Below are 22463 nucleotides of genomic sequence, written 5' to 3' on the forward strand. Positions count from 1 at the left end.
AGCGCTAGAAGCGCCCCTTAAAAATTAGTCTTTGTGAGTGATAGCAATTTCAGCTAAATTTTTTCCTTTAAATAGCTTATTGAACGCTTCTTGCCGCGCTTTGTCAACTTTTGCCCATTCTGCTGGATTATTCGTGAAATATTCGTGCCAAGTTGTCGCAACTTGGGGTTTTTTGAAGTCTTCAATATCAGGAATCTTATAAGTGGTTCCAAAAGAGGCTAATCGCAGAGTTAATTTTGTAAGGCGCTCGTTTAATGCGTTTTTTACATCCATTGGTAAGCAAAGGAATCGGTGATTTTCTTTTGCTATTATTTGTGAATAATATGCATCGAGCTCTTTTGCGCTTTCATCAGAAAGGTCGGCAATGTTGGCCATTGTTGGGCTGTAATGCCAAGTTGACTTAAATTTCTCGTCAAAGATTTTATTGAGCGCGATCTGATCATTGATCGAATAGGTTGCAAAAACCTCAAATTTTACTCCAATTTGACAATAGAGCCATGAGAGTTTGTTAATTGAAAAGCCTTGGACCTGTTCGAGGGATGGCAAAGGATCAATCTTAATGTGATAATAACCTTTGTTCTCTTTCCTTACATTTTCGATGGTGTCTCCACGGGGAAGAGAAAGGCCTTGTTCAAAGAAACGTGTATGAAGGGCTTCCCAAAGAGGTTTGGTACCAGATTTCATTGCGCTGATTTCAGTGTTCATTTCGTCTGGGAAGGCATGTGCGTAACGAACGGCAAAGGGATCTAATTGCTCAATCTCTTCAACTGATTTTGGAGGTTTTGGAAAAATGTCTTCTTGACCGAGAGTCTCAAGCTTTTTAACAAACGATCCAAAAGTTTTAGAATCCATTGAAGTGTACTTTTCAAAGTTATCACGAATGTGAAGAAGGGTTTTTGAAGTGTGTTTGTCGAAGTCATCGAGCGGAAGAGTAAGTCCTTCGTCGATGAAACGGAGATAGAGTGCTTCCCAAAGAGGGGATGTGATTTCAATCTTGGCGTTTTTTAGATTCATGTAATCTGGATGTGCATGCATCAAACGGATAGAAAAAGCATCTAAATTTTGGATGTCTTGAGCTGTTTCGGGGGGATTAGGGAAAAGATCAGGTTTTTCTAATTTTAGAAGCTTATCAGTAAAGTGGAGAAAGACTTCAGTAGACATGGCTGCATAGCCTGCAAAGTGATTGCGCATATAGAGAAAGTTTTTTTCAGTCAGTTTATCCAGATCGTCGACAGTTTCGGGTAGTTTTGGAGCGTCCCACTTTGCGAAATAGGGAAGTGAAAATAAAGCAGTTTCTCCAATAGTGTTGAAGAGAAAAAGCTTCCAGGCAATATCTTGCGCAAAAGCAAGAGTTGCTCGGCCAACTAGAGCAGGAGCGGCTTTCACAGCAATAAAAGTAGAAGCAGCTAAAGAAACCAATGCGATGATTCCCTTTTTAAGATCCTTGTCCTCTTTTTTCGAAAATTGTGCAGCAAACGAGACTGTTACTGCGTTAAAAGTTGAAATGAATAATACGACAGGATCGACTCTACCGAGTAATAATGAAGTTGCCCCATAGGCGACTGTACGGAAGGTCAGTTCCTTTAACGGGGGTAAATAATTTGTTAAATGACTACTAATAGGAGAATTTTCCATCTTTTTTCCCTCAAAATGACTTTTTTTTCGTAGAATAATAAAGAAAGAAAGCTTTTAAGAGAAGATATTCTTAATGAGTGAGAAATTTTTTTAACTTTGTATGCCGTACACGAGGAGGAGAGAGGATTTTTTTGATAGAAGGAGTGAGTTTTGGAGAGGTCTCTCCTTTTTCTTGAAGGTAGGACTCGAGGTGCATGAGATGAGCAAGAAGACTCTCTTGGGTTTTCTCAAGAGCTGCTGCTTCCATATTATACTGGGGATCTGAAGAGATCCGCTTAAGAGTTTCTCCGTTTTCGATCAGTTGATCGATGGTCTTGTCAATTTCTGCAAGAAGCTCTTTTCTGGCTTCCATAAAAATAAACCCAACAGTCAGGTTATTAAACGATTTTTTACGTATAAAAAGATATAATTAATATTGTCAAATCAATAAATGGATTGGTAAATAATTTTTTAACGCTAGAAATTGTATCATAAGCTTTTGAGAGTAGAAATTGTTTGAAAAGGATTCGAGGTGTGTGCTAAAAAATTCTGGCATGAAAGGTTTTTGTCCCCTCGCATCCGGCTCAAAAGGTAATGCTCTTTATCTTGGAACAGATCAAACCAAGCTTTTGATCGATGTTGGTATTAGTTACCGTACATTGGAAGAGCGACTTAGAGAAATTGAAGTTTCTATTGAAGAGATCGATGCGGTTTTGATCAGTCATGAACATTCTGATCATATTCGGGGACTTGAAAAACTATGTCGCTCACATAAAATTCCTGTCTTTGCCAATAGTGAAACGGCAAAAGCGATCCTAAGCAACATGAAAATGATGCCCCGTTTTAAGATCTTTTCGACAGGGGAGTCGTTTGAGTTTGGAGATGTGCAAATTCATCCTTTTAGTGTACAGCACGACACACTTGATCCGGTGGCGTTTACCTTTCAGTTTAGGGGAATAAAGGTGGGGATTTGTACCGATTTAGGATATGTGACAACACTTGTAACGGCGCATTTGCGGGATTGTGACTATTTGTATATTGAGGCAAATCATGAACCCTCAATGGTTTACGCTTGTCCGAGACCGCCTATCTACAAACAGCGTGTTTTGGGTAGGCAAGGGCATTTATCAAATGAAATGTGCGCAGAGCTTCTCAAGGAAATCAAACATCCAGGACTGAAACATGTCTATCTAGCTCACTTATCTGAGGAGTGTAACAATCCCGAGGTGGCGCTGAAGAAAGTGCGCGAGCATTTAGATGAAGAAGTGGGACTCTCGATTGCATATCAAGAAAAAATCAGTCAGAAAATTCTCTTTTGAAGTGGTTTGAGTATAGGTTAAAGAGGGAGCATAAGACCGTCGTAAGCGATCTCAACATGAATATTTAAGTTACACTCTTTGATAATGTCGCTGTGAAGTTGCGCTTTGGTTTGAAGATCAGAATCTTTGTGGTTAGGATCGTGATGGGTGATAATCCACTCTTTACATCCGGTGTATTTAAGTAAGACAGTGGCATTGGAAATGGAGGAGTGCCCCCAACCTGTTTTTCGGTAATACTCTTGCGGAAAGTATTGAGCTTCATGGACGATCATGTCGCAGTCTTTGAGAAATTCGATTAAGTCAAGGTGAGGCTCGAGAAGGGGATGCTTTTGATGGATGCAGTTGGGATGACCGTGGTAGCCAAGGAGAACTTCATTGTCTGTGATGTAACCGACTGTTTTCCCAGGAACTCTGATTTTAAACCCAACGGTTGGTCCCGGATGGTTTGTGAAGTGGGAGTCGATGACCACGTCTCCAATAGAGACGGGCTTATCATCGCGCAGTTCTTTGAAGGTGACTTGGGCTTTCATTTCATCGAGTCGCACAGGAAAGTAGGCGTAAGCAAGCATGTTTGTGAAGAGTTCTTTAGTGCTCTTTTCAAATCCAACAGGGGCCCAGACAACGACGTTGCAGCTTTTCTTGTAGAGAGGGCTAAAGAAGGGAAATCCTGTGATATGGTCCCAATGTGTGTGCGAAATGAAAAGGTGGATAGTATGATGGTCTTGCACGTCGATCATGTCTCCAAGTTCACGGATCCCCGAGCCTGCATCGATGATGATGAGCTCTTGGTTGTGACGGATTTCTAAACACGAAGTGTTTCCACCATAGCGAACATATTGTGGCCCCGAGACGGGGTTTGACCCTCGTGTGCCCCAAAAACGGAGATAAGAAGTTAAGGTTGAGGGTATCGGGTGATAGCAGTGATTTTGCTCGATGATGGAGCCCGATTTCATTGTGAAAGGTTCGGGCTTTAAGCCTCCTTTGAAGTACCGCTCGATAAGTTGGAAGAGTTGAGAAATCTCAAATGGTTTGACGAGAAAGTAGTCGGCTCCTCCTTCGATTGCAGCATGGTAGTTTTGGATCATCACATGATAAGAGGTGATGATCACTCCTGTCGAGATCAAGCGTGAATTGGTTTTAATGGTTTTAAGGATTTCAATACCATGAATATGCGGAATCATCAGATCAATGATCACAAGATCGGGCTCAAAATCTTTTAGCTTTTTGATGCAAGCAGGCCCTGTTCTGACGACTACAATTTCATAAGCTTTTGCTGCGCTGGCCGTGACGACTGCGTCGAGCAAAGCTGTTGAGGGATCGGCGATGAGAATCCGTTTTTTTTCCTTCATGGCGAGAGCGCATCTGGATTAACTTTATTCCTACTTTATCTGTAGCAAATGTTGGGGAATGTTTATACATCTTTTTTTGAAGTGCCTTGCAAGACACGGCGTGGGCGACTCCCTTCTTGGGGACCAATGACTCCTCGAGACTCGAGCTCATCCATGAGAGAAGCGGCGCGGGCATACCCGATTTTGAGCTTTCTTTGAAGAAAGGTTGTTGAGGCAGTACCTGTCTGAGTGACAATGACATAAGCCTGATCATACATGTCGTCTTTGGGTTCTTCTCCCTCTCCCATCATATCTTCTGGAGCCATCTGATCGAAAGATTTGATCAGATATTGGGTGTGAGCTTGTTTTTCGATGTACTCAATCACTCGATTGATGTCTTCATCACGAATGAAAACACCTTGTGCTCGTATCAGATTCGATGTTCCTGGAGGCAAGAAGAGAAGGTCTCCATTTCCGAGAAGAGATTCGGCTCCATTTTCATCGAGAATGATTTGGCTGTTGACACGGCTTGCGACTTTGAATGAAATGCGAGTGGGGAAGTTTGCTTTGATAAGGCCGGTAATCACCTCGCGTGAAGGACGTTGAGTTGCTAAAATGAGGTGAATACCTACTGCTCGAGCCATTTGAGCTATGCGTGCAATGGGGGTTTCCAAATCGGAACTTGAGGCCATCATCAAATCGGCAAATTCGTCGATGATTGCAACGAAGAAAGGCATTTTTCGTGGGATTTCAAACGGGGCGTTTTGTTCTATTTCGAAGCGAGGGCGACGGCAATTGAATGAATGGATATTGCGTAGACCTAAATGTTTGAGAATTTCATAACGATGTTGCATCTCTTTGACGAGCCAATTTAATGCTGCATAGGCGCCATGTGCTTCCGTGATAACGGGAGCAATCATATGAGGAAGGTTCGTGTAAGAACTGAGTTCAACTTTTTTCGGATCGACAAGAAGGAGGCGGACTTCATCGGGACGAGCTGTCATCAGAATCGACATGACGATACTGTTGATGCAAACAGATTTACCAGATCCGGTGGCTCCTGCAATAATACAGTGAGGCATCTTCGTTAAATCGGTCACAATGTTGTCGCCTGTTACGGTTTGTCCAAGCAAAACTGGAATGTGTTGTTTTTTCCCTTTGATGTACTCTCCGAGCATTTCTTTGAAGCTGACTTCTTGCGGATAGGGGGAAGGGATTTCGACACCCACAGCGGCTTTTCCAGGAATGGGAGCGATGATGCGGATCGATTTTGCTTGCAAGTTGAGGGCGATGTCGTTTTCAAGTACTTTGATTTTTTGAACTTTGACTCCAATGGGAGGATGCACTTCAAATGAAGTGATTGTTGGACCGCAGTTGATTTCACCGACTTTTGCTTCGATGCCGAAACTTTGCAAGGTCTCTTCTAAGATCCCAGCTTGTTTTGTCAGGTCTCGTTTGAGGGTTGGTTGATCAACTTTTTTGCTATTGGTTAAAAGATTGATAGGGGGAAGGCGGTACCGTTTGTATTCTCCTTCATAGGAGTTATGTTTCGTCGGTTTGCCCTGATTTCCATTGGGTTTGCGATCGAGGAGGGTTGTCACTTTGACTGAAGGGTCATCCTCTTCTTCAAATTCGGGAAGATCTTCTTCAAGTGTTTCCATGGGAGGGAGGGTTTGCATGGGCTGCTCAAAGATTGGCTCAGGGGCGACTAGAACGGGGATTTTACGTGAAGGCTTTATATCTTTGATCACTTTGACGAGTAGTACTTGCGCTTCTTTTAAAAAGTGGAGGAGCTTTTTAAAGAGAGGAATTACCCGAGTGTTTGTGAGTAAAATGAGAGAAAAGAGGCCAGTGATAGAAAAGGTGATAAAGACCCCGATGTTGCTCAGTAGATGTTCGAGGTTGAAAGTGGGCAGGTCATGATAAAGATAGTAAAGAGGAACTCCGCCTAAATTGAAACGTACAATCCGATGGGGCGCAGGGTAACCATTCACGTAAATTTCAGAAAAAATCCTTTTTTGCAAAAAGGGAAAGGGGACACTGCTTGTTTCTGCAATAAGATTGAGGAGTAAACAGACTGAAAGGAGGAGGAGTGAAAAATAGAGAGTTTTTACCTTAAGCTTTGGTTTTTGATCTGTTGTGAGAAAGCGCCATCCGATCCAGCCTAAATATCCCATAATAAGGTAAGTTCCAAGACCAAAAGTATAGAGCAGACTCAAAGCGACATAGTAACCAACAAGACCGAGCCAATTGGCGCTTGGGACCTCATGGGTAAAACTGAGAACAGAAAGAAAAAGAAAAAGAGTGAGAGTAAGGGTCAAAAGACCCTTGATTTCAGGGTGAGCTTTGATTTTTGGCTTGTCAGACATTTGGATTCTCTATCTATTCCAATTTGCAAAGTATCAGAAATAAATTGGAATGTATACTCCAACTTTTGAAGTGGTTTGAGTATAAATGGGGCGAACGACGGGTTTCGAACCCGCGACCTCCGGAACCACAATCCGGCGCTCTAACCAGCTGAGCTACGATCGCCACCGAGTAGAGAAGCTATTTTGGCTGATTGTACCGTTTTTGGTCAATTTTTTCGGTTAATAACCTAAACTCTCCTTAATAACCTGAACTCTGGGTTTATTTTGCTTAGTCTCAGAAAAGAGAGTTCTCTTAAATTCTCGGTATTTTTGCCGATGTGAAGGGCAAACGGTCCTTTTCGAGGCAAAAAGGCTGAGAAGAAAGAGAAAAATCCCTGAGAATGAGTGAAAGAAACCCAGAGTTCAGGTTAATAGTTCCATTCTTTGATAACTGAGCTTGACCATTTAAGGTAAGCTCCCCAGAAGAAAAGTCCAATAAAGATTATCGCAGCAAGCTCAAGAGGAAATTCGGGAAGGCGAAACCAAAACATCAACCTTTTTGGGGCAAAGGCGACAAGTTTAAGCAATAAGCTTGCGTAATTTGCCAGGACTGGTAAGAGAAATGGCAAGAGCAAGCTGAGCAAAAGGAGTCCGATCAAAAGGGTGAAAAGAAGAGGAAAAAAAAGATTGTAAACGAGACTTATGAGGGAAAAACGGTGAAAATGGAAAAGTACAAGTGGGAGGGTAAAAATGAGAACAGCACCATTGAGTGCGAGGACTTTTCTCAAATAGACTGAGATGAGAGCTCCCCATTGATCGAGAATGGGGAATTGTTTGATGACTTGGAAAGGTCTCTTAGGGAAAATTTGCTGCAACTTGCCCTGTATTGGAGCATAAAAAACGAGAATTCCAAATGTCGCTGTAAAGCTGAGCTGAAATCCAACGTCTAGGATGATAAGGGGTTTGCAGACCAAAGCAGTAAGTAAGCCAATACCAAGAGCATTGAGCGGCTCACTTTTTCGCTGAAACAGCATTCCGCCTAAAAAGACGATGACTCCAATCCATGCGCGGCTAATGGAAGGAGCCTCGCCCATGTAGTAAAAGTAGGCAGAAAGAAGGCAAATGAGAACAAGGGCCATTCCTTTGCGCGGCAAAATCGGGCGCAGTAAAAAGCCGAGAAAAAAAGTTAAGATGGCAAAATGAAATCCTGAGATCGCGAGTAAGTGCTGCAGCCCCATTTGTCCAAATTGAAAGGTTTGAAGGCGGCTTTCATTTTGGCCAGTGAGCAATCCCGAAATCAGATGTTGGACGGGTTGCTCGGAAAAGGTTTTTTTGACCCAATCGCGTACCTTTTCTTTTATTTGAAAACGCCACTCAGCTTGACTTTTTGCGTCTTGTAGAGGATTCCAAGATGTTTTGTTTGATGTTTTAACGACGTAGCAATATGGAGAAGTTTCCATGAGCGACACGTTTTGAAGAAAGTAATCGTGTGAAGCAAGAGGGCGATTTTTCATAAGGGGAAGGTAGAGGCGGCACGGAAGTCGGTAGAAAGTCTCATTTTCTCCATGAAAGCTGCGAAGAGTTCCTTCATAAACAAGCAACGGTTTAAAAGGAGAGGGATGGTGCTTGATTTGCTCAATATGAAAAAGAGCGTTGCCTTGAATAGGCTCGGCAAAGTGGGAAAAAGGGGTGAGTAGCACAACATATAAATAACCTGAAGTGATGACAACAAGTGTTAAAAATTTTTTCTCCATAAGGAAAAAGAGCGCTCCTAATAATAAGAGACTCAGATGGAAAAAAGCGCTAATCCCAATTAAAAAAAAGAGTGCAAGTTTAAGGGCAGGATACCGGCTTAAAAAATAGCGGGTTGCCAAACTAATGCTAGTTAAAACTTTAAATTTCATCTTACGGCGTTTTGGCGCAGCCGAAAATCTAATTTTTGAAGGTGTTTGAGCATATTTTACTCTTTGTTTGAATTCAACGAATGATTCGTGTATACTTTGCCCGATTTAAACGTCGTGAGGAATAATATTATGACAGTTTCAGGGAAATATATTTTTGAAGACACCTTTCGCAGAGGATTTGCTTGGACAGCTTTTCAAACCCTTTTTTATGCGGGACATAATGATTTTAATTTTCCATCTTTAGTCGCTCAGCAAGGTGTTTTTTACACAGTATTAGGCGCCACAAGGTACCTTTTTACACAAGTTGACACTCTTAAGGAACTGCAGCCTGAGACGCAACGGGCTTTAATTTATGCTGCGGCCTTTTTTACAACATGCGCATCGATCACTCCGATTTTCTTAATTGTTGGACGCAATGTGACATGGCAGCAACTTGCAAGACAGTCAGCAGGGGCTGTTGCATTTTGGTATATCTTAAATCCAACTAATGAATTCCAACGCAGTAGATAATGATGTGGGGGTTATCCCCCACTTTTTTCAATCTTTTTGAGCAATTCATAATGCCAATCTCCAAAGCTGAAATAGGTCCAAATGCAAGAGGAGTTAAGGCACTTTCCAATAAATTCCCACGAAACATCAGCCCAATGGGATAGACAAAAGCTTCTAGCTGCAGCGATTTCAATCTTATTGAGATAGTGTGATGGCTTTAAAGCAAAAAATGAATCGGGATAGGAAATGCGAATCGTTTGATTTTCGCAAGTGACTTGATCTCGATTGGAAATTACGTTTAGTCCAAGAAGCATGTCTACAAAAGAAGAGATCTTTTGAAATTGACATTTAGGGATGATTTGGATGGTATGATCTTCCGTCATAATTGTTGGAAAAGAATCGTCAATGATCTTTAGAACTTCTAAACAGCGGAACATATCTTGTTTATTTTTTTGAGCAGCAGCCATTCCTAAACGAAACCACGCGTATTCGGTAAACACCTGGCGAAAACTACTCGATGTAAATGTCGAAACAGGAACCTGAGAAGCGATTTCTTCTATCCCACTTAGGTCTTGGAATGCTCCATCAAAATCATCTAAAAAGATTTGGCTGAGCGTTCGATTAAAAAGGGCTTCGATTTTACGTTCTGGGACTGCTTCCAATTCAAGTGATGTTGATGCATGCTCATAGAGAGATTTGTAATCGCCGTCTTGAAGCAATTCATTTGAATTAAAATGCAGCGTTGCAAATAGAGATAAGGGAAAAAATATACAAACTAAGACTATGTGCATGAAACTCTCTCAACAACTAAAACCCGAGCTCTTGGTTTCTTTCACTCATTCTCAGAGAGATTTTTCTTAAATTCTCTGCAAAAATGCCGAGAATTTAAGAGAAATCTCTCTCTTGAGGCTAAGCAAAATAAACCCAGAGTTCAGGTTAAAAAGAAAGTTAATCACAGCTTGAATTTGACGCAAGAATAGAATGTCTATTTTTTTTCTAACTTTTGCTTGAGGATGATCATTTCTTCATCCAATCCTTTGTGGATGAGGCGTGCTCCTCTTAGTCCAGTCATATAGTGAAAGACCCAGTTGAGCATTACTGTAAAGCGGCTACGATAGCTTACCAAGTAAAAAACGTGAATGAATCCCCATGTGAGCCAGGCTAAAAATCCCGACATCAATATTTTCCCCACATAGCCGACGGCTTTGTTGGTTCCAATCGTTGCAATACTTCCCTTGTCAAAATAACGAAATGGACGCCGTTTTTTCTTGGGGATTTGCTTTTTGATGATTTTGGACACGTAGCGCCCTTGTTGAATTGCAGTAGGTGCAATCGCTGGAAGAGGCTTGTTGTCTTTCCCCATTGCGCAAGCAGCATCTCCAATGACGAAAAGTTCGGGATAGCCGGGGACAGTCAGGTCAGACTCGACAATCACGCGCCCTTGACGATCGAGAGGAACATCTAATGTTTTTAAAAAAGGAGCTGCTTGGTTTCCTGCTGCCCAGATAATATTCCGAGCAGGAATGAAATCGTCTCCAACCTGGACCCCTTCTTCGGTGACATCAGTGACAAGTTCTCCTGTCACAACTCGCACTCCCATATCTTCTAAGTTTTTACGTGCTTTGATCGAAAGTTTTTCTGGAAAAGGAGGGAGGACTCTTGGGGCAGCTTCGACGAGATAAATCTTCGATTTTTCGGGATTGATCCGTCGGAAGTTTTTAAAAAGTGTTTTATGGGCAATTTCGGCAATGGCTCCCGCCATTTCAACACCCGTGGGACCCGCACCGATGATCACAAAGTTTAGAAATTTTTCTGCTTCAGAAATGCTATCCATCCGTTCTGCTTTTTCAAATGAAACGAGGATTTTTTCACGGATTTTTAAGGCGTCGGTGATGGTTTTGAGCCCTGGAGCGAGAGGTTCCCACTGATCATTTCCAAAATAGGAGTGGCGGGCACCAGGAGCTAATACGAGATAGTCATAGGAAACGATATCTCCATTAGCCAAAACGATTTGCTTTTTCTCTTTTTCGATTTTTTCGACAGTTCCCATGATAACCGTCGTGTTTTTTTGCATACTGAAGATCTCTCGTAGTGGAGTTGCAATATCCGCAGGAGAAAGAGCTGCACTAGCCACTTGGTACAAAAGAGGTTGGAAGAGGTGATGGTTTTTTTTATCGATTAACATGATGTCAAGGTTTGCTTTGCGCAACGGTTGGATGACGTTCAATCCTGCAAAGCCACCTCCAACGACAACCACTTTCGTGAAAATCATGAGTAAGCACCTTAAAGTAAAAATATTAGGGGATCAGCTTAGAAAATCTGCAGCCTTCCCCATTCCTACTTTCATTTATAATACAATTGCTTGATTTGGTAAAGGATCTCATATGAATGTTTTTTTTCTTTAAGAAAACACCATTTTTCGTATATCATTTACCGTTAATCCTCTGAGTTCGAACTTGAAAAAAGTTGATTAGTGGTGATAAAAGGATGGTCTTTTGAAAGGATTGAGTGTGATCGATTACTTCACAGGGGATGGGGGGTATCATGACGCAATTTCTCTTCAAGATGCGCCTGAGCTCTCATGGGAAAAAGCAAAAGAAAAAACTCCCAACCTTCCTAAAGGTTGGTGGGAACTTTCAAAGTTGGATCCTGGGGTGAAGCTCGAATTCATTCGAGATTATTGGTTTAATGCCCTTCCTTATCAACCACATGTGTACCATTTTTTAGATACTTTCTTTGCAGGAGTATTAGAGGTGGGAGGATTTCTCGCTCAAAAGAGAGAAAATAGTCCCTATGAAGCGTTTTTTACCTATCGGTTAAAAGACCGTTTATATTTAGGACGTCCGCCACTACTTGAAAAAGAAATTGAAAAGTTTAAACGGTCGATCAGTTATCCTCTTCCTGATGACTTCTTGAATTTTTTTCGGATCCATAATGGATTTGCTAAAGGAGGGGATAGTGGAATTTTCTCTTCGGGATCTTTAGAAGAAGAGCGCAAATGGTTTATGCAAGCTCAAGAGGGTTTTTTTCTTGGAGAGAAAAGTGTAGACCCCGAGCTGCTACTTCCTTTTTATCGGTCATTTGGACTGGATATTTATCAGTGTTTTTATAAGGATTGGTATCCAGATGGGGAAGTAGGAAATGTTCTTTGTTCCTTATCAGATCGGGCTATCTCGAGCTGGAAAGAGGATGAGACGCTGGCTTTTCCAACTTTTTTGGATTGGTTGGTTTTTTACTTAGAGTAAAAGGATGAGAAGAAAACCGCTTCGGATTCAGGATTTGATAAGTGATCACGGAAAGACCTTAGGTCTTTTTGTCGATTGTCCTCAAGAAGGGATGAACAAAAATATCTCTGTCCCTGAAATTCAGCGGCCTGGACTTTCTCTTACGGGATATGTGAAGCGAAAGTTTAATAAAAGGATTCTTCTTTTTGGTCGGATTGAACTCGAATATTTGCGAGATCTTGCTTCAGAAAGGCGCAAAGAGCGACTCGAAGACGTGGTGACAAAGGACAATCCTGCAGTTATTGTAGCGCGAGGTCAAAGACCTCCAAAAGAGCTAAAAGAAATTTGTCAAAAGCTAAAAATCCCTCTTTTGCGGAGTGGAGAGAAAACGATGACCCTGATGTCTCAGCTGACGCTGATTTTATCAGAGGTTTTTTCTCCTATTGAAACTGTTCATGGCACCTTAGTTGAAGTTTTTGGAATAGGAGTTCTTATTCAAGGGGATTCGTCTGTTGGAAAAAGTGAAGCTGCGTTGGGATTAATTGAAAGAGGGCATCGGTTAGTTTCAGATGATGTAGTGCATTTGCGTAAGAAAGATAATCGATACTTGGAAGGGACAGGACCAGAGCTTACGCGTCACTTACTTGAGATACGAGGAATTGGAATTATTAATATCGCACATCTTTATGGTGCCGTTTCTATTAGACAAAGTGTCCGCGTTGAAATGATTATGGATTTAGAAGAATGGAACGATGACCATTATTATGATCGAGTAGGGCTTGAGGAAAAATTTAAAGAAATTTTAAGTCTCCATATCCCCTCTTATGTTTTACCAGTAAAACCTGGGAGAGAGGTGGCACTTTTAATTGAGACAACGGTATTAAATCACAGACTGAAGGAAATGGGATATCATTCAGCAAAAGAATTTAATATAAAATTGCTAGAAACAATCGCTAAAAGACAACGAAAGGGACGGTTAAACGTTGGTTGAAAAGTTTGAAAAAGTTGTCAAAGTAAAAAATAAGATGGGACTGCATGTCAGACCTGCGTCATTTATTGCTAAGCTATTGCAAAATAGCCAGTCAAAAGTAACATTGACTTATAAAGGGGAGTCAGTCAATGCTCGGAGTATCATGAGCATTATGATTTTAGCCGCTCCTAAAAATGCCCAAGTCCTCATTTCTGTAGAAGGGAGTGATGCTGCTGAAACAATGAAACGTCTTGTAGGAGCATTTGAAAATCAATTTGGGGAAAAAGGGTTGAGCGTAACATGACCGAAGCACTCGAAGAAATTATCTTAAAAGGTGCTCCAATAAGTAAGGGAGTGTCGATTGGAAAGCTCTATTTTATGGAAGATTTTCCCGACGACATCATTCCTGAATTCCCCATTCAATCTGGTGATGTTGAAAATGAAATTGCCCGCTACCGAAAGGCAGTTCTTTCAAGTCGGGAAGATCTTCATACCCTTCAACGTTTTTTAGCCAAAGAAGGATCTAATGAAGCTGCCTCAATTATTGATACCCACATTCAAATGCTTGAAGATCCATTTATGACGACTTTTGTCGAGAAAAAGATTCGACAAATGATGAAAAATACCGAAGCTGTTTTTCGCTCAGTCATGTCCGATTACGAAAAAGAGTTTTCCAAGATCAAAGACAGTTTTTTCAAACAACGTCTGCTGGATGTGAAAGACCTATCCAATCGAATTTTACGTCACCTCTATCCTCGCGAACAAGTGACACTCAGTGATCTTCCAGACGGAGTTGTTATTTTCACAAAAGAACTTGTTCCGTCTCTAACTGCAGAATCCTCTGCGAAGCAAGTTTTTGGATTCATTACAGAAATGGGAGGTTCAACATCCCACGCAGCTCTCATAGCTCGCTCGAAAGGGATCCCTTACATTTCAAACATTAACGTGGAGACATTGCGTCAATTTGAAGAGTGTGATGTCATTATTGATGCTGATCAAGGGGTGGTCATTCTCAATCCGACTTATGACACAGTGGTTCATTACAAAGGAAAACAAGAGCGAAAGAAACCCACGATTCAAAAAGAAGTAAAACCCGACAGAAAAATCGAAACTCTTGATGGCTGCGCAATCACTCTGCTTGCCAATATTGAAAGCATTGCCGATCTCGATCTTATCGATTTGTATGGAGCTCATGGAGTGGGTCTTTTTCGCTCCGAATTTCTATTTTTCGGAAAAGAGCTTCACTCTTTTTCTGAAGAAGAGCAGTACGATCTTTACCTTAGGGTTATGGAAAATGCTAAAGGAAGACCTCTCATTTTTCGTACGTTTGACGTAGGAGGAGATAAAGGGTGTATTAGCCGTTATGAACCCGAGCCCAACCCAGCACTTGGATGTCGCGCGATTCGTTTTCTCTTGCGTAACCGAGACATTTTTATCATGCAATTGCGAGCTCTTATGCGGGTGAGCTTAAAAGGAGATTTACGTATTCTTCTCCCCTTAATTTCTGATGTGACTGAACTTCTCGATGCGAAAGAACTGATTCAAGAAGTGGCGATCGACCTCAGAAAAGAAGGGCATGAAATTGCCGATGAAATTCCTGTTGGCTCAATGATTGAAGTTCCTTCGGCTGTGATTATTTGTGATTTAATTGCCAGAGAATGTGATTTCTTATCGATTGGAACAAATGACCTTCTTCAATACACCTTAGCAACAGATCGAACTCATCAAGACATGCATTCTTTTTATAAATCCAGTCATCCAAGTATCATTCGGATGGTGCGGCATGTTGTTCAAGAAGGATTGAAATCAGAAACACCTGTGAGTTTATGTGGTGAGATGGCTGCTGATCCGTTAATGCTTCCACTACTTCTGGGCTTAGGTGTGAGAAGTTTTTCGTGTGCCCCCCGCTATATTCCCGCAATTCGGGACATGACGAAACGTCTAACTCTTGCAGAGTGCCAAGATCAAGTAGATGATATTTTGAAACTTGAAACTTGCCAAGAAGTGGAGCAGTATCTACAAGAGAGATACGAAAAACTCATTTCTGAGATTTCTTTATGACGTCAGTTTTTAAAACTGTATCAAAATGGCTTGAGGTTCCTCATCCCATTTTGTCATGTGAACTCCGACAAGTTCTAGAAAGCTTGCTGGAAGTTGTGAATAGTATTCTCCGATTGGAAGAGATTGAAAACGAAAAAGCCCTGCGAGAAATCGTTTCTAAACTTCCTCAAGTTTCCTGCACCTATACAAATGATGATGCAGGGATTGTCAAAGTTACATTTCTTTCTTTAGAGTTTCCGTCACTTGATACCAATCGCTTTGTGTACGAGCTGTTTGACCGGTTTGTCCTTTCGAAAAGTCGCTGTTTTGAGCTCGAGTCAAAAGCTTTTACATTTGAGTTCAAAGCGAAAGATATGCCACGTCTCTATGTTGCAGACTATCTGATCCATCTCAGTGAAAAGCAGTCATATGAACGATTTAAAGAAAAAGTCATGATCTTGAAAGAGCAACTTCGACTCGCTCTCTTAAATAAAAACTTCTCTTTTCGTCTAGCACTTTCTCACCATGTCCGTCTTGATCGGAAAATCACAGCGATTCATTCACAAGTTCTGCGCTACATTGAAGAAAAAGGTGAGGAATTTGACACGCAATTCTTGCTTGATGTCGACCGGTGGCTTATGGCTTTTAGCCAAGATTTTTTGGAAAAGCGTTCGCCTCTTCTTCTTGCAAAAGCTCTTTTTAATCTCATTTCAATCAGGCGTGAATTGGAATGGAAAGAGACAATTGATTCAAGTAAAAGACACATCCAACTCTCTTTCTTTCCCTCAAGCTTGAGTTTTACGTTTGGAACAAAACCTGTGTTAGGATGCACCATTGGAGTCGGGCTCAATCCTTCCTGTGAGCGATTTGTTGAGAAGCATTTGAGTTCGGCATTGGAAGCGGTCATTCCTTCAGCCAACTTGTTAATTTCTCCTGAAGTTCATTTAGAAAAATCGAATATTCAGATGATGTATATCGAATTTGAAAGAGAAGATGGCATGCGTTTTACAGATGAAGAAATAGAAAAACTAAAATCCCAACTACCTATTGAAATAGAAGCGCGCGTTCAACGATTTGTTCCTGAGCTTTTCATGGTTCGAAATGAAGAAGAGATCATGAAAAACATTTTAACCCTCACAAAAGAAATTCGGAGCGCAGAAGACTTTCCTCAGGTCACGGTCCGTTATGAACAACACGATGAAGAAACACTTGTTTTTTGTGTCATTCTGGTGCGGATTTTAAAAGAAGGCCAAGACTCAGTGACAGAGGCGTTTTCTAAAGTGAATCACTCACTTGCGCTTATTCCCGAACGGACACAAATTGTCAGTTATCTTGGGGGAAAAGATCCTGTAGAAGCAAATGTATTTCGTGTGCAACTTTCTGATGTCAACCCATTTACGAGACGGAATTTTTCCTTCAACTTTTTTGAAGCACGCCATCATGTGATCGAAGTGATTGAAGCTGCTGTCGGAGAGATTCGAGATTATAATGGAGGGATGATTCTCAAACAGAGCGAAAATCTCGTCCGTTTTAAACAGGCTTTTTCAGAAGTCGATTCAGAAAATCCCGAATTTCTCGAAAAGTTTTTCTATTCACTTAACCCCATTGAAATTCAAGCAACCATCGAAACGGAATCGCTGAAACTCTTTTTCGAAACGTTTTCTTCCTTGCTTGAAGCAGAAGAAGAAGGTTTTTTCTCCTACCGCTTTCATAGAAAGGGAAGTCAACTGTTTCTCTTCACGAGATGTAACGATCATCATTTTAGGGCGGCATTTGAAGAGGAGCTTGAAAAGCAAGACCTGAAACATAAGCTGATGATTTCATCTTCACTTCTCCATCATGGGTTCCGCTACGAAGGAGTGATTTTTGACAATCACGAAGAGATCGAGCTGCAGCTAGAGGGAATTTTAAAAAACTACTTAAAACATCAAATCAAACCCAAGGTTTTGAATCTTAATTTAGAGACAAAAATATTCTTAGATCCAAGAATAGGAGGAGATCATCAATCAAGCATGATTAATAAAATGCTCTTCGAAGGGCTCATGCGCTTAGATGAGCAGGGAACGCCTCAACTTGCTATTGCCGAGAAAGTTGAAGTTTCTGACGACCAAACGCGTTATCTCTTTACTTTAAGAGAATCCTACTGGTCAAATGGGATGAAGGTTTTGGCAGAAGACTTTGAATATGCTTGGAAGAAAGTTTTATCCCCAGGATTTAATACCCGCTTTGCTTACCTTTTCTACCCCATAAAAAATGCCCGTTTGGCTAAAGAAGGGCAATGCAGTGTAGATGAAGTCAAAGTCAAAGCTCTTGACGATACTCATTTAGAGATCCACCTAGAAACCCCTACTCCCTATTTTTTAGAATCTACGACATTAGGGCTCTATTCTCCAGTGAACTCCTATATCGATCGAATCCATCCTAATTGGGCGCAAGAAAGAGGGGATCGGTTCATTTGCAACGGTCCATTTCGTCTACGAGAAAACCGCTCATTTTATGCATTTGAATTAGCCAAGAACCATCGTTTTTGGAATCAAGATTCGATTAAACTCGATCATATTTTACTGTCCCGAGTCAATAGTCGAAAGGCAACTGAACTCTTCTGTACAAAGAAACTTGACTGGCTCGGCCCTCCTTTAGGCTATGGAAGAAGTAATTTCTCGCAGCTTGGAGAAAAAATTCACTATTTGCCCACCACAAAGTCTCTATGGTACCTCTTTAACAATCAGATATTTCCCTTTACAAATCATAAGATTCGTCAAGCTTTTTGTCTTGCTGTAAACCGTTGTGAAATCATTGGCACCAATCGGGACTGCATGCTACCAGCTTACTCTCATCTTCCTCTCAATCATACGGAGTTATTTCGAGGTCATAAAGGAATGGAAGAAAATTCTGAAAGGGCTGAGCAGCTTTTTAAGGAGGGATTAGATGAACTTGGGATAACCAAAAGAGAATTTCCTCAAGTAACAGTTATCCACTATAACAGTGAAGCTTCAAATCGCACTTCACATTTACTTAAAAAGCAATGGAGAGAAATACTAGGTATAAGCTGCCGCATTGAGCCTTATGAGTTTGCTGATCTCTTTGAAAGGTTAGGTAGAGGTGAATTTCAAGTTGGCTGTTTTTGTTGGATTTCTTGGATCAATGATCCAATCTATACGCTAAATATCTATCGAAACAGAGATGAGAAACTCAATGTTTTCTTTTGGGAGGATCAAGAGTATCAAACACTCTTAGATCTTGCAGATCATGAATTAGACCTTGATAAGCGGCTAGAGTATCTTCATGAAGCAGCTAAGATCTTCTCAAATCAGCATTTGATTTTGCCGATCTACTATGAATATGAGCGGTATTTAAAAAGCGAAAACTTACAAGTTCCAATTGTAAATAACTTAGGATTTGTTAACTACGCTTATAGTCGCTTCAAATAACTTTAAAATCTGGTATTTTTATTAAATATTTTTTAACATCGTTGTCGTTTATTCACTAAACATGAGGAAAAGACAATGGGTTGCACGATTTTACACAAAAATTTGGGTCAGCATCCAGAAGTTTCAGCCTTGATGAAACAATTGCATCAACATCCTGCTTGGAAAGATTCGCTTTCTAACGAAGAAATCGATGTTAAGCTTCTCCAATCTTCTATCTATTCTTACTTCCTAGTTCCGGCAGAGCAAGAAGGATTATTTTATATTGCATTTTTAGACAGAGATAAAACTGTCCATCGCCATGTTTTCCGGATTGTTCCGAATCGTTATGGAGTATTAGGATTTATGAATGGGACAATTCCTGTTTATCAGGATCTTAATGATCTTGTTGTCACATCTATTGGATGTGCTCCGGGAGCTTGTTTTCCCTGCAAGTAATCCGTTTTTCTTTTAGCGAGTTTATTACAGCGCATAAAATAAATAAGAGTGAATGGGACACAATTTAGAGAGTTGGCAAGCCAAAACCACTCAGGTGTCCAGCTGTTTAGTTTTGCCAAAATAAAAATCGGTAAAAAAAATGATAGGGTACCGAGAGTGGTTTGGAAAGTCATGTAAAAAAGTGTGTCCTTAAAAGCTGTAATCAACATAAAAGATATCACGTAAATACTGTTTGTAAAGTAACAAAGAGCAATGCAGATGCATGTATTAAGAAGAGCTGAACGTTCTTCAAAAGAAAATGGAATGTGCTCAAAGAAGCTGATCAATATGTTAGGATAGAGCAAGAAAGGGACCGACATAAGACACATATTTAAAAAAATGAAAATTGCGGTTGAACGAAAAAGTTTTGGAAAAAGCTGCAACTTGTTGCTTCCTAGCAAGTAGGAACTAACGGATAAAAATGCTTGTCCAACGCCGTCATTGATTAGTGGCATAAAAACACTTACACCAAAAGAGCAAACGAGGAGATCAATTCCGCCCCTTTGAATGAGGATATGAGCTGCTGCATTCCATGCTAAAACGGTAATAAAAGACCCAATAGCTCTAGGCATAGCTTTACGGATACATTCTAAAAATTGGGTAGGTATGATTTTCATCCACTTAATTTTCGAAATTTTTAGAAAATAATAAGCAAACCATATGCAAGATGCTGCTTTTGCTAGAAGAGTTCCAATGGCTGCACCATTGACCCCAAGAGGAGGTATCCATCCTTCGATACCAAAAATGAGGAAGAAGCTAAACCCTACATTGAGTAAGTTTGCTATCAAGTGAATATGCAGAATCTTACGTGTGTGACCTGTCCCTGCAAGAAAAGAGCTTAAGGTACCTTCAAGAGCGAAGAGTACATTTCCCCAGATCAGATAGTTATAGTATATCTTTGCAAGTGCTTCAATGGGTGTTCCCTTAAAAAAGGCATAACCAACTAGATGTCCGATTGGGCCTATCAGAAAGAAAGAAAGGAGTGAAAACCAAATCATTTGCCAGGTGTACGAAAAAGCTTTTTCTTTCTGTCTCGAGCCTAGTGCATGGCTAACAAAGGCTTGAATAGTTGTGACGAAGCGCAAGGTGGTAACTTGAAAAAGAAAAAAAAGTCCTCCTGCAGCAGTACAGGCTTCAAACGCTTCTAATGAGTAGATAGATAAGAAATAACGATCTACAAAAATGACTAAATTGGCAGAAAGCAGCGATAAAATCAAAGGAAAAGCCAATGCAGATAGCTCTCTGAAACTTGCAAGAGGATATTTAGTTAGAGATTGTTTTCCAGTAACTAAAGTCATCTTAAGCTTTACTTATAGTAGAAAATCTATAGTGCTTTATTGAAAGATATCAGGCAAGAAAGTTTTTTAACCAAAAGGAAGATTGCCTAATGGGAAACTATCGAGAAGCGAAGAACCAGGGCTATTTTCTTGCAATTTGCCACTTGCTTCGTTAAACGCAGCTGTGATGAGATCTTCAAGCCCTTCAATATCATCGGGATCGACGCATTCAGGCTTAATCTTAAGCTTTTTGAGTTTATTATCACCGGTTAGGGTCACTTCAACTAGGCCATTTCCAGCAGACCCAGTCACTTCCATTTTTTCCATTTCTTCTTGCATTTTCGACATCTGCTCTTGGAATTGTCGAGCTTGCTTTTTCATTTTGGAGAAACCGCTACCCATGTGAGACACCTCGATAAAATTTTTTCGTTACACTTCCAATAATAGCATAAAATTGATTAAAACCCAAGTTACTATAGTTCAGAGTAAGTTAAGAGTTTTTTTTAAATAAAGCTCTGTGATTTACAAGTGAGAATTTTCATCCCTTTCTTATAGAGCCGCTGAGCTCCACACTGGCAAAACACATGACTTTATCATGCTTAATCTTTTTTTGAACTGCGCTGTCAATTTTTTCAGCATGAATCTGAGGGGGAGGAGCTTCTTGAAGGGGCGGGGTGATTTCTTGTGATGCAGGCGATGGAGCTTCTGTCTTTAGAGGAGGACTTGCTATCTCAGGAGAAGGGGCTTGTTGGGGTAATAGAGCAACTTCTTTAAAAGGGGAGGGTTCTTCGTCGGAAGTGATAACTTGGACTTTAGGTTCTTCTATAAGTGAAGCGCTTTTTTTGCTTTGAGTGGGGGCTTGCGAAACAGCACTTTTCAATTCGACGAGTTGATTCACTAATTGATCAAGCGGCATTTTTTTCATCGAGCGAATGATTTGAAGGAGCAAGATTTCTAAGTCGATTCGCTTAAAGGGACTTTTAGGGAGCTGCTCTAATTGGGAACGGAGAATGTCTAGAATTTCTAAACATTGCTCTTGAGTATAGAAGGAGGCAGACTTAAGATATTTTTCTTTATCGGAGGCAGTGAGAAGAGCGCCCAGTTCTTGCGCTTTGCCAAGCTTGATCACAAGGAGATTGCGGTAGTGATTCGCTAAGCTTTCTAAAAAGTACTCAAGGTGGGCACCTTCATTAAACACTTGCTCGGAAAGTTGAAAGGCAAAGAGGAGATCGTGACTTAGTGCTGCTTGATCGAGTTTGAAAAATAGGTCACGCGAAACGAGACCGAGAGTTTCAGAGAGCTTTTCTGCGGTGATTTCCTCTTCGTGAAAACAGAGAAGGCGATCGAGAAGTGATTCTGCGTCGCGCAAACTTCCATCAGCATGTGCGGCAATGAGATGGAGAGCATCTTCTTCAGCTTGGAAACCTAAGTCTTGGAGAATTTGTTTGAGTTTTTCTAAGATTTTTTCAGGAGTGATCCGTTTTAAGTCAAACCGCTGGCAACGGCTGATGATTGTAGGTAAGACTTTATGGGGTTCGGTGGTGGCGAAAAAGAAAATGACATGTTCGGGAGGCTCTTCTAGTGTTTTTAAGAGAGCATTGAAGGCCTCTTTGGTGAGCATATGAACTTCATCGATAATATAAATCTTATACTTTCCTGAAGAAGAGGCATAGCCAACTGTTTCGTTGAGATTTCGGATGTCGTCGATCCCTCGATTGGAAGCTCCATCGACTTCGATGACATCGAGTGAGTGACCTGAGACGACTTCTTTGCAAGAAGGGCAATTGTTACAAGGTTCTTGCTCATCAGATAGATTTTGACAATTCAAGGCTTTTGCAAAGAGGCGGGCGAGTGTCGTTTTTCCAGTTCCCCGTGTGCCGCAAAAAAGGTAGGCATGACCGACGCGATTGAGGCGCAACGCATTTTTGATTGTCTGTACGATTGGATCTTGCTGAAACACTTCAGAAAATTTTTGAGGTCGGTACTTTTTAGCTAGGCCTTGATAGGTTGTCATGTTTCCTCGAGATTCTAAAGTTCTATTCTCG

The 22463-nt window shown here is 40.9% G+C and carries 18 protein-coding genes and 1 tRNA gene; 8 read left to right on the plus strand and 11 right to left on the minus strand.

The genetic code is table 11. The features are described from left to right. Positions 1-24: 24 nt before the first annotated feature. Positions 25-1635 (minus strand): hypothetical protein, encoded by a 1611-nt coding sequence (locus SNE_RS13290; RefSeq protein WP_013942897.1) that lies wholly within the window; start codon positions 1633-1635, stop codon positions 25-27. 70 nt (positions 1636-1705) lie between these two features. Continuing rightward, complete coding sequence (locus SNE_RS03230; protein ID WP_013942898.1) at positions 1706-1987, minus strand: hypothetical protein; 282 nt, start codon at positions 1985-1987, stop codon at positions 1706-1708. A 181-nt stretch (positions 1988-2168) separates the two neighbouring features. Between SNE_RS03230 and SNE_RS03235 the strand changes: the two genes are divergently transcribed. After that, positions 2169-2933, plus strand: coding sequence for an MBL fold metallo-hydrolase (locus tag SNE_RS03235; RefSeq protein WP_013942899.1), 765 nt, complete (start codon positions 2169-2171; stop codon positions 2931-2933). A 17-nt stretch (positions 2934-2950) separates the two neighbouring features. On the opposite strand, the gene SNE_RS03240 is transcribed toward SNE_RS03235, so the two are convergent. The 4 genes from SNE_RS03240 to SNE_RS03255 all read right to left on the minus strand — a co-directional run bounded on the left by SNE_RS03240 (position 2951) and on the right by SNE_RS03255 (position 8513). Then, complete coding sequence (locus SNE_RS03240; protein WP_013942900.1) at positions 2951-4282, minus strand: response regulator; 1332 nt, start codon at positions 4280-4282, stop codon at positions 2951-2953. A gap of 62 nt (positions 4283-4344) precedes the next feature. Further along, a complete protein-coding gene (locus tag SNE_RS03245; protein WP_013942901.1) occupies positions 4345-6630 on the minus strand; it encodes an FtsK/SpoIIIE family DNA translocase in 2286 nt (761 codons plus the stop codon). Between the two features lie 86 nt (positions 6631-6716). Next, a tRNA-His gene (locus tag SNE_RS03250) sits at positions 6717-6793 on the minus strand. Between the two features lie 244 nt (positions 6794-7037). Further along, a complete protein-coding gene (locus SNE_RS03255; RefSeq protein ID WP_013942902.1) occupies positions 7038-8513 on the minus strand; it encodes a ComEC/Rec2 family competence protein in 1476 nt (491 codons plus the stop codon). A 129-nt stretch (positions 8514-8642) separates the two neighbouring features. On the opposite strand from SNE_RS03255, the gene SNE_RS03260 reads away from it, so the two are divergent. Then, positions 8643-9023: a hypothetical protein gene (locus SNE_RS03260; RefSeq protein WP_013942903.1), complete on the plus strand. Its 381-nt coding sequence runs from the start codon at positions 8643-8645 to the stop codon at positions 9021-9023. 11 nt (positions 9024-9034) lie between these two features. Here the strand turns inward: SNE_RS03260 and SNE_RS03265 are convergent, their stop codons facing one another. Beyond that, a complete protein-coding gene (locus SNE_RS03265; RefSeq protein ID WP_013942904.1) occupies positions 9035-9793 on the minus strand; it encodes a hypothetical protein in 759 nt (252 codons plus the stop codon). A 194-nt stretch (positions 9794-9987) separates the two neighbouring features. Next, the gene (locus SNE_RS03275) at positions 9988-11274 is read right to left on the minus strand and encodes an NAD(P)/FAD-dependent oxidoreductase (protein WP_013942906.1); all 1287 of its coding nucleotides are present in this window, start codon (positions 11272-11274) and stop codon (positions 9988-9990) included. Between the two features lie 223 nt (positions 11275-11497). On the opposite strand from SNE_RS03275, the gene SNE_RS03280 reads away from it, so the two are divergent. From SNE_RS03280 to SNE_RS12670, 6 genes are all read left to right on the plus strand, one after another. Continuing rightward, positions 11498-12247, plus strand: coding sequence for an SMI1/KNR4 family protein (locus tag SNE_RS03280; RefSeq protein ID WP_013942907.1), 750 nt, complete (start codon positions 11498-11500; stop codon positions 12245-12247). A 4-nt stretch (positions 12248-12251) separates the two neighbouring features. After that, positions 12252-13217, plus strand: coding sequence for an HPr(Ser) kinase/phosphatase (hprK, locus tag SNE_RS03285; protein ID WP_013942908.1), 966 nt, complete (start codon positions 12252-12254; stop codon positions 13215-13217). Beyond that, positions 13210-13500, plus strand: coding sequence for an HPr family phosphocarrier protein (locus SNE_RS03290; RefSeq protein WP_013942909.1), 291 nt, complete (start codon positions 13210-13212; stop codon positions 13498-13500). Before hprK ends, SNE_RS03290 begins: the two co-directional genes overlap by 8 nt. Then, entirely contained in the window at positions 13497-15257 is a 1761-nt protein-coding gene (gene ptsP / locus SNE_RS03295) for a phosphoenolpyruvate--protein phosphotransferase (RefSeq protein WP_013942910.1), read from the plus strand. The genes SNE_RS03290 and ptsP overlap by 4 nt, the downstream gene beginning before the upstream one ends. Continuing rightward, a complete protein-coding gene (locus SNE_RS12145; protein WP_013942911.1) occupies positions 15254-18667 on the plus strand; it encodes a peptide ABC transporter substrate-binding protein in 3414 nt (1137 codons plus the stop codon). Before ptsP ends, SNE_RS12145 begins: the two co-directional genes overlap by 4 nt. 75 nt (positions 18668-18742) lie before the next feature. Beyond that, positions 18743-19102 carry a hypothetical protein gene (locus SNE_RS12670; protein WP_079891525.1) on the plus strand — a complete coding sequence of 120 codons (360 nt, stop codon included), beginning with the start codon at positions 18743-18745 and terminating at the stop codon, positions 19100-19102. Here the strand turns inward: SNE_RS12670 and SNE_RS03305 are convergent. From SNE_RS03305 to dnaX, 3 genes are all read right to left on the minus strand, one after another. After that, positions 19033-20439: an MATE family efflux transporter gene (locus SNE_RS03305; RefSeq protein ID WP_013942912.1), complete on the minus strand. Its 1407-nt coding sequence runs from the start codon at positions 20437-20439 to the stop codon at positions 19033-19035. The genes SNE_RS12670 and SNE_RS03305 overlap by 70 nt on opposite strands. Before the next feature lie 66 nt (positions 20440-20505). After that, entirely contained in the window at positions 20506-20820 is a 315-nt protein-coding gene (locus SNE_RS03310) for a YbaB/EbfC family nucleoid-associated protein (RefSeq protein WP_041418738.1), read from the minus strand. 136 nt (positions 20821-20956) lie between these two features. Continuing rightward, on the minus strand, positions 20957-22432 hold the full coding sequence (dnaX, locus tag SNE_RS03315) for a DNA polymerase III subunit gamma/tau (RefSeq protein WP_013942914.1): 1476 nt from the start codon (positions 22430-22432) through the stop codon (positions 20957-20959). Positions 22433-22463: the final 31 nt, after the last annotated feature.

The organism is Simkania negevensis Z (assembly GCF_000237205.1).
GTDB lineage: Bacteria > Chlamydiota > Chlamydiia > Chlamydiales > Simkaniaceae > Simkania > Simkania negevensis.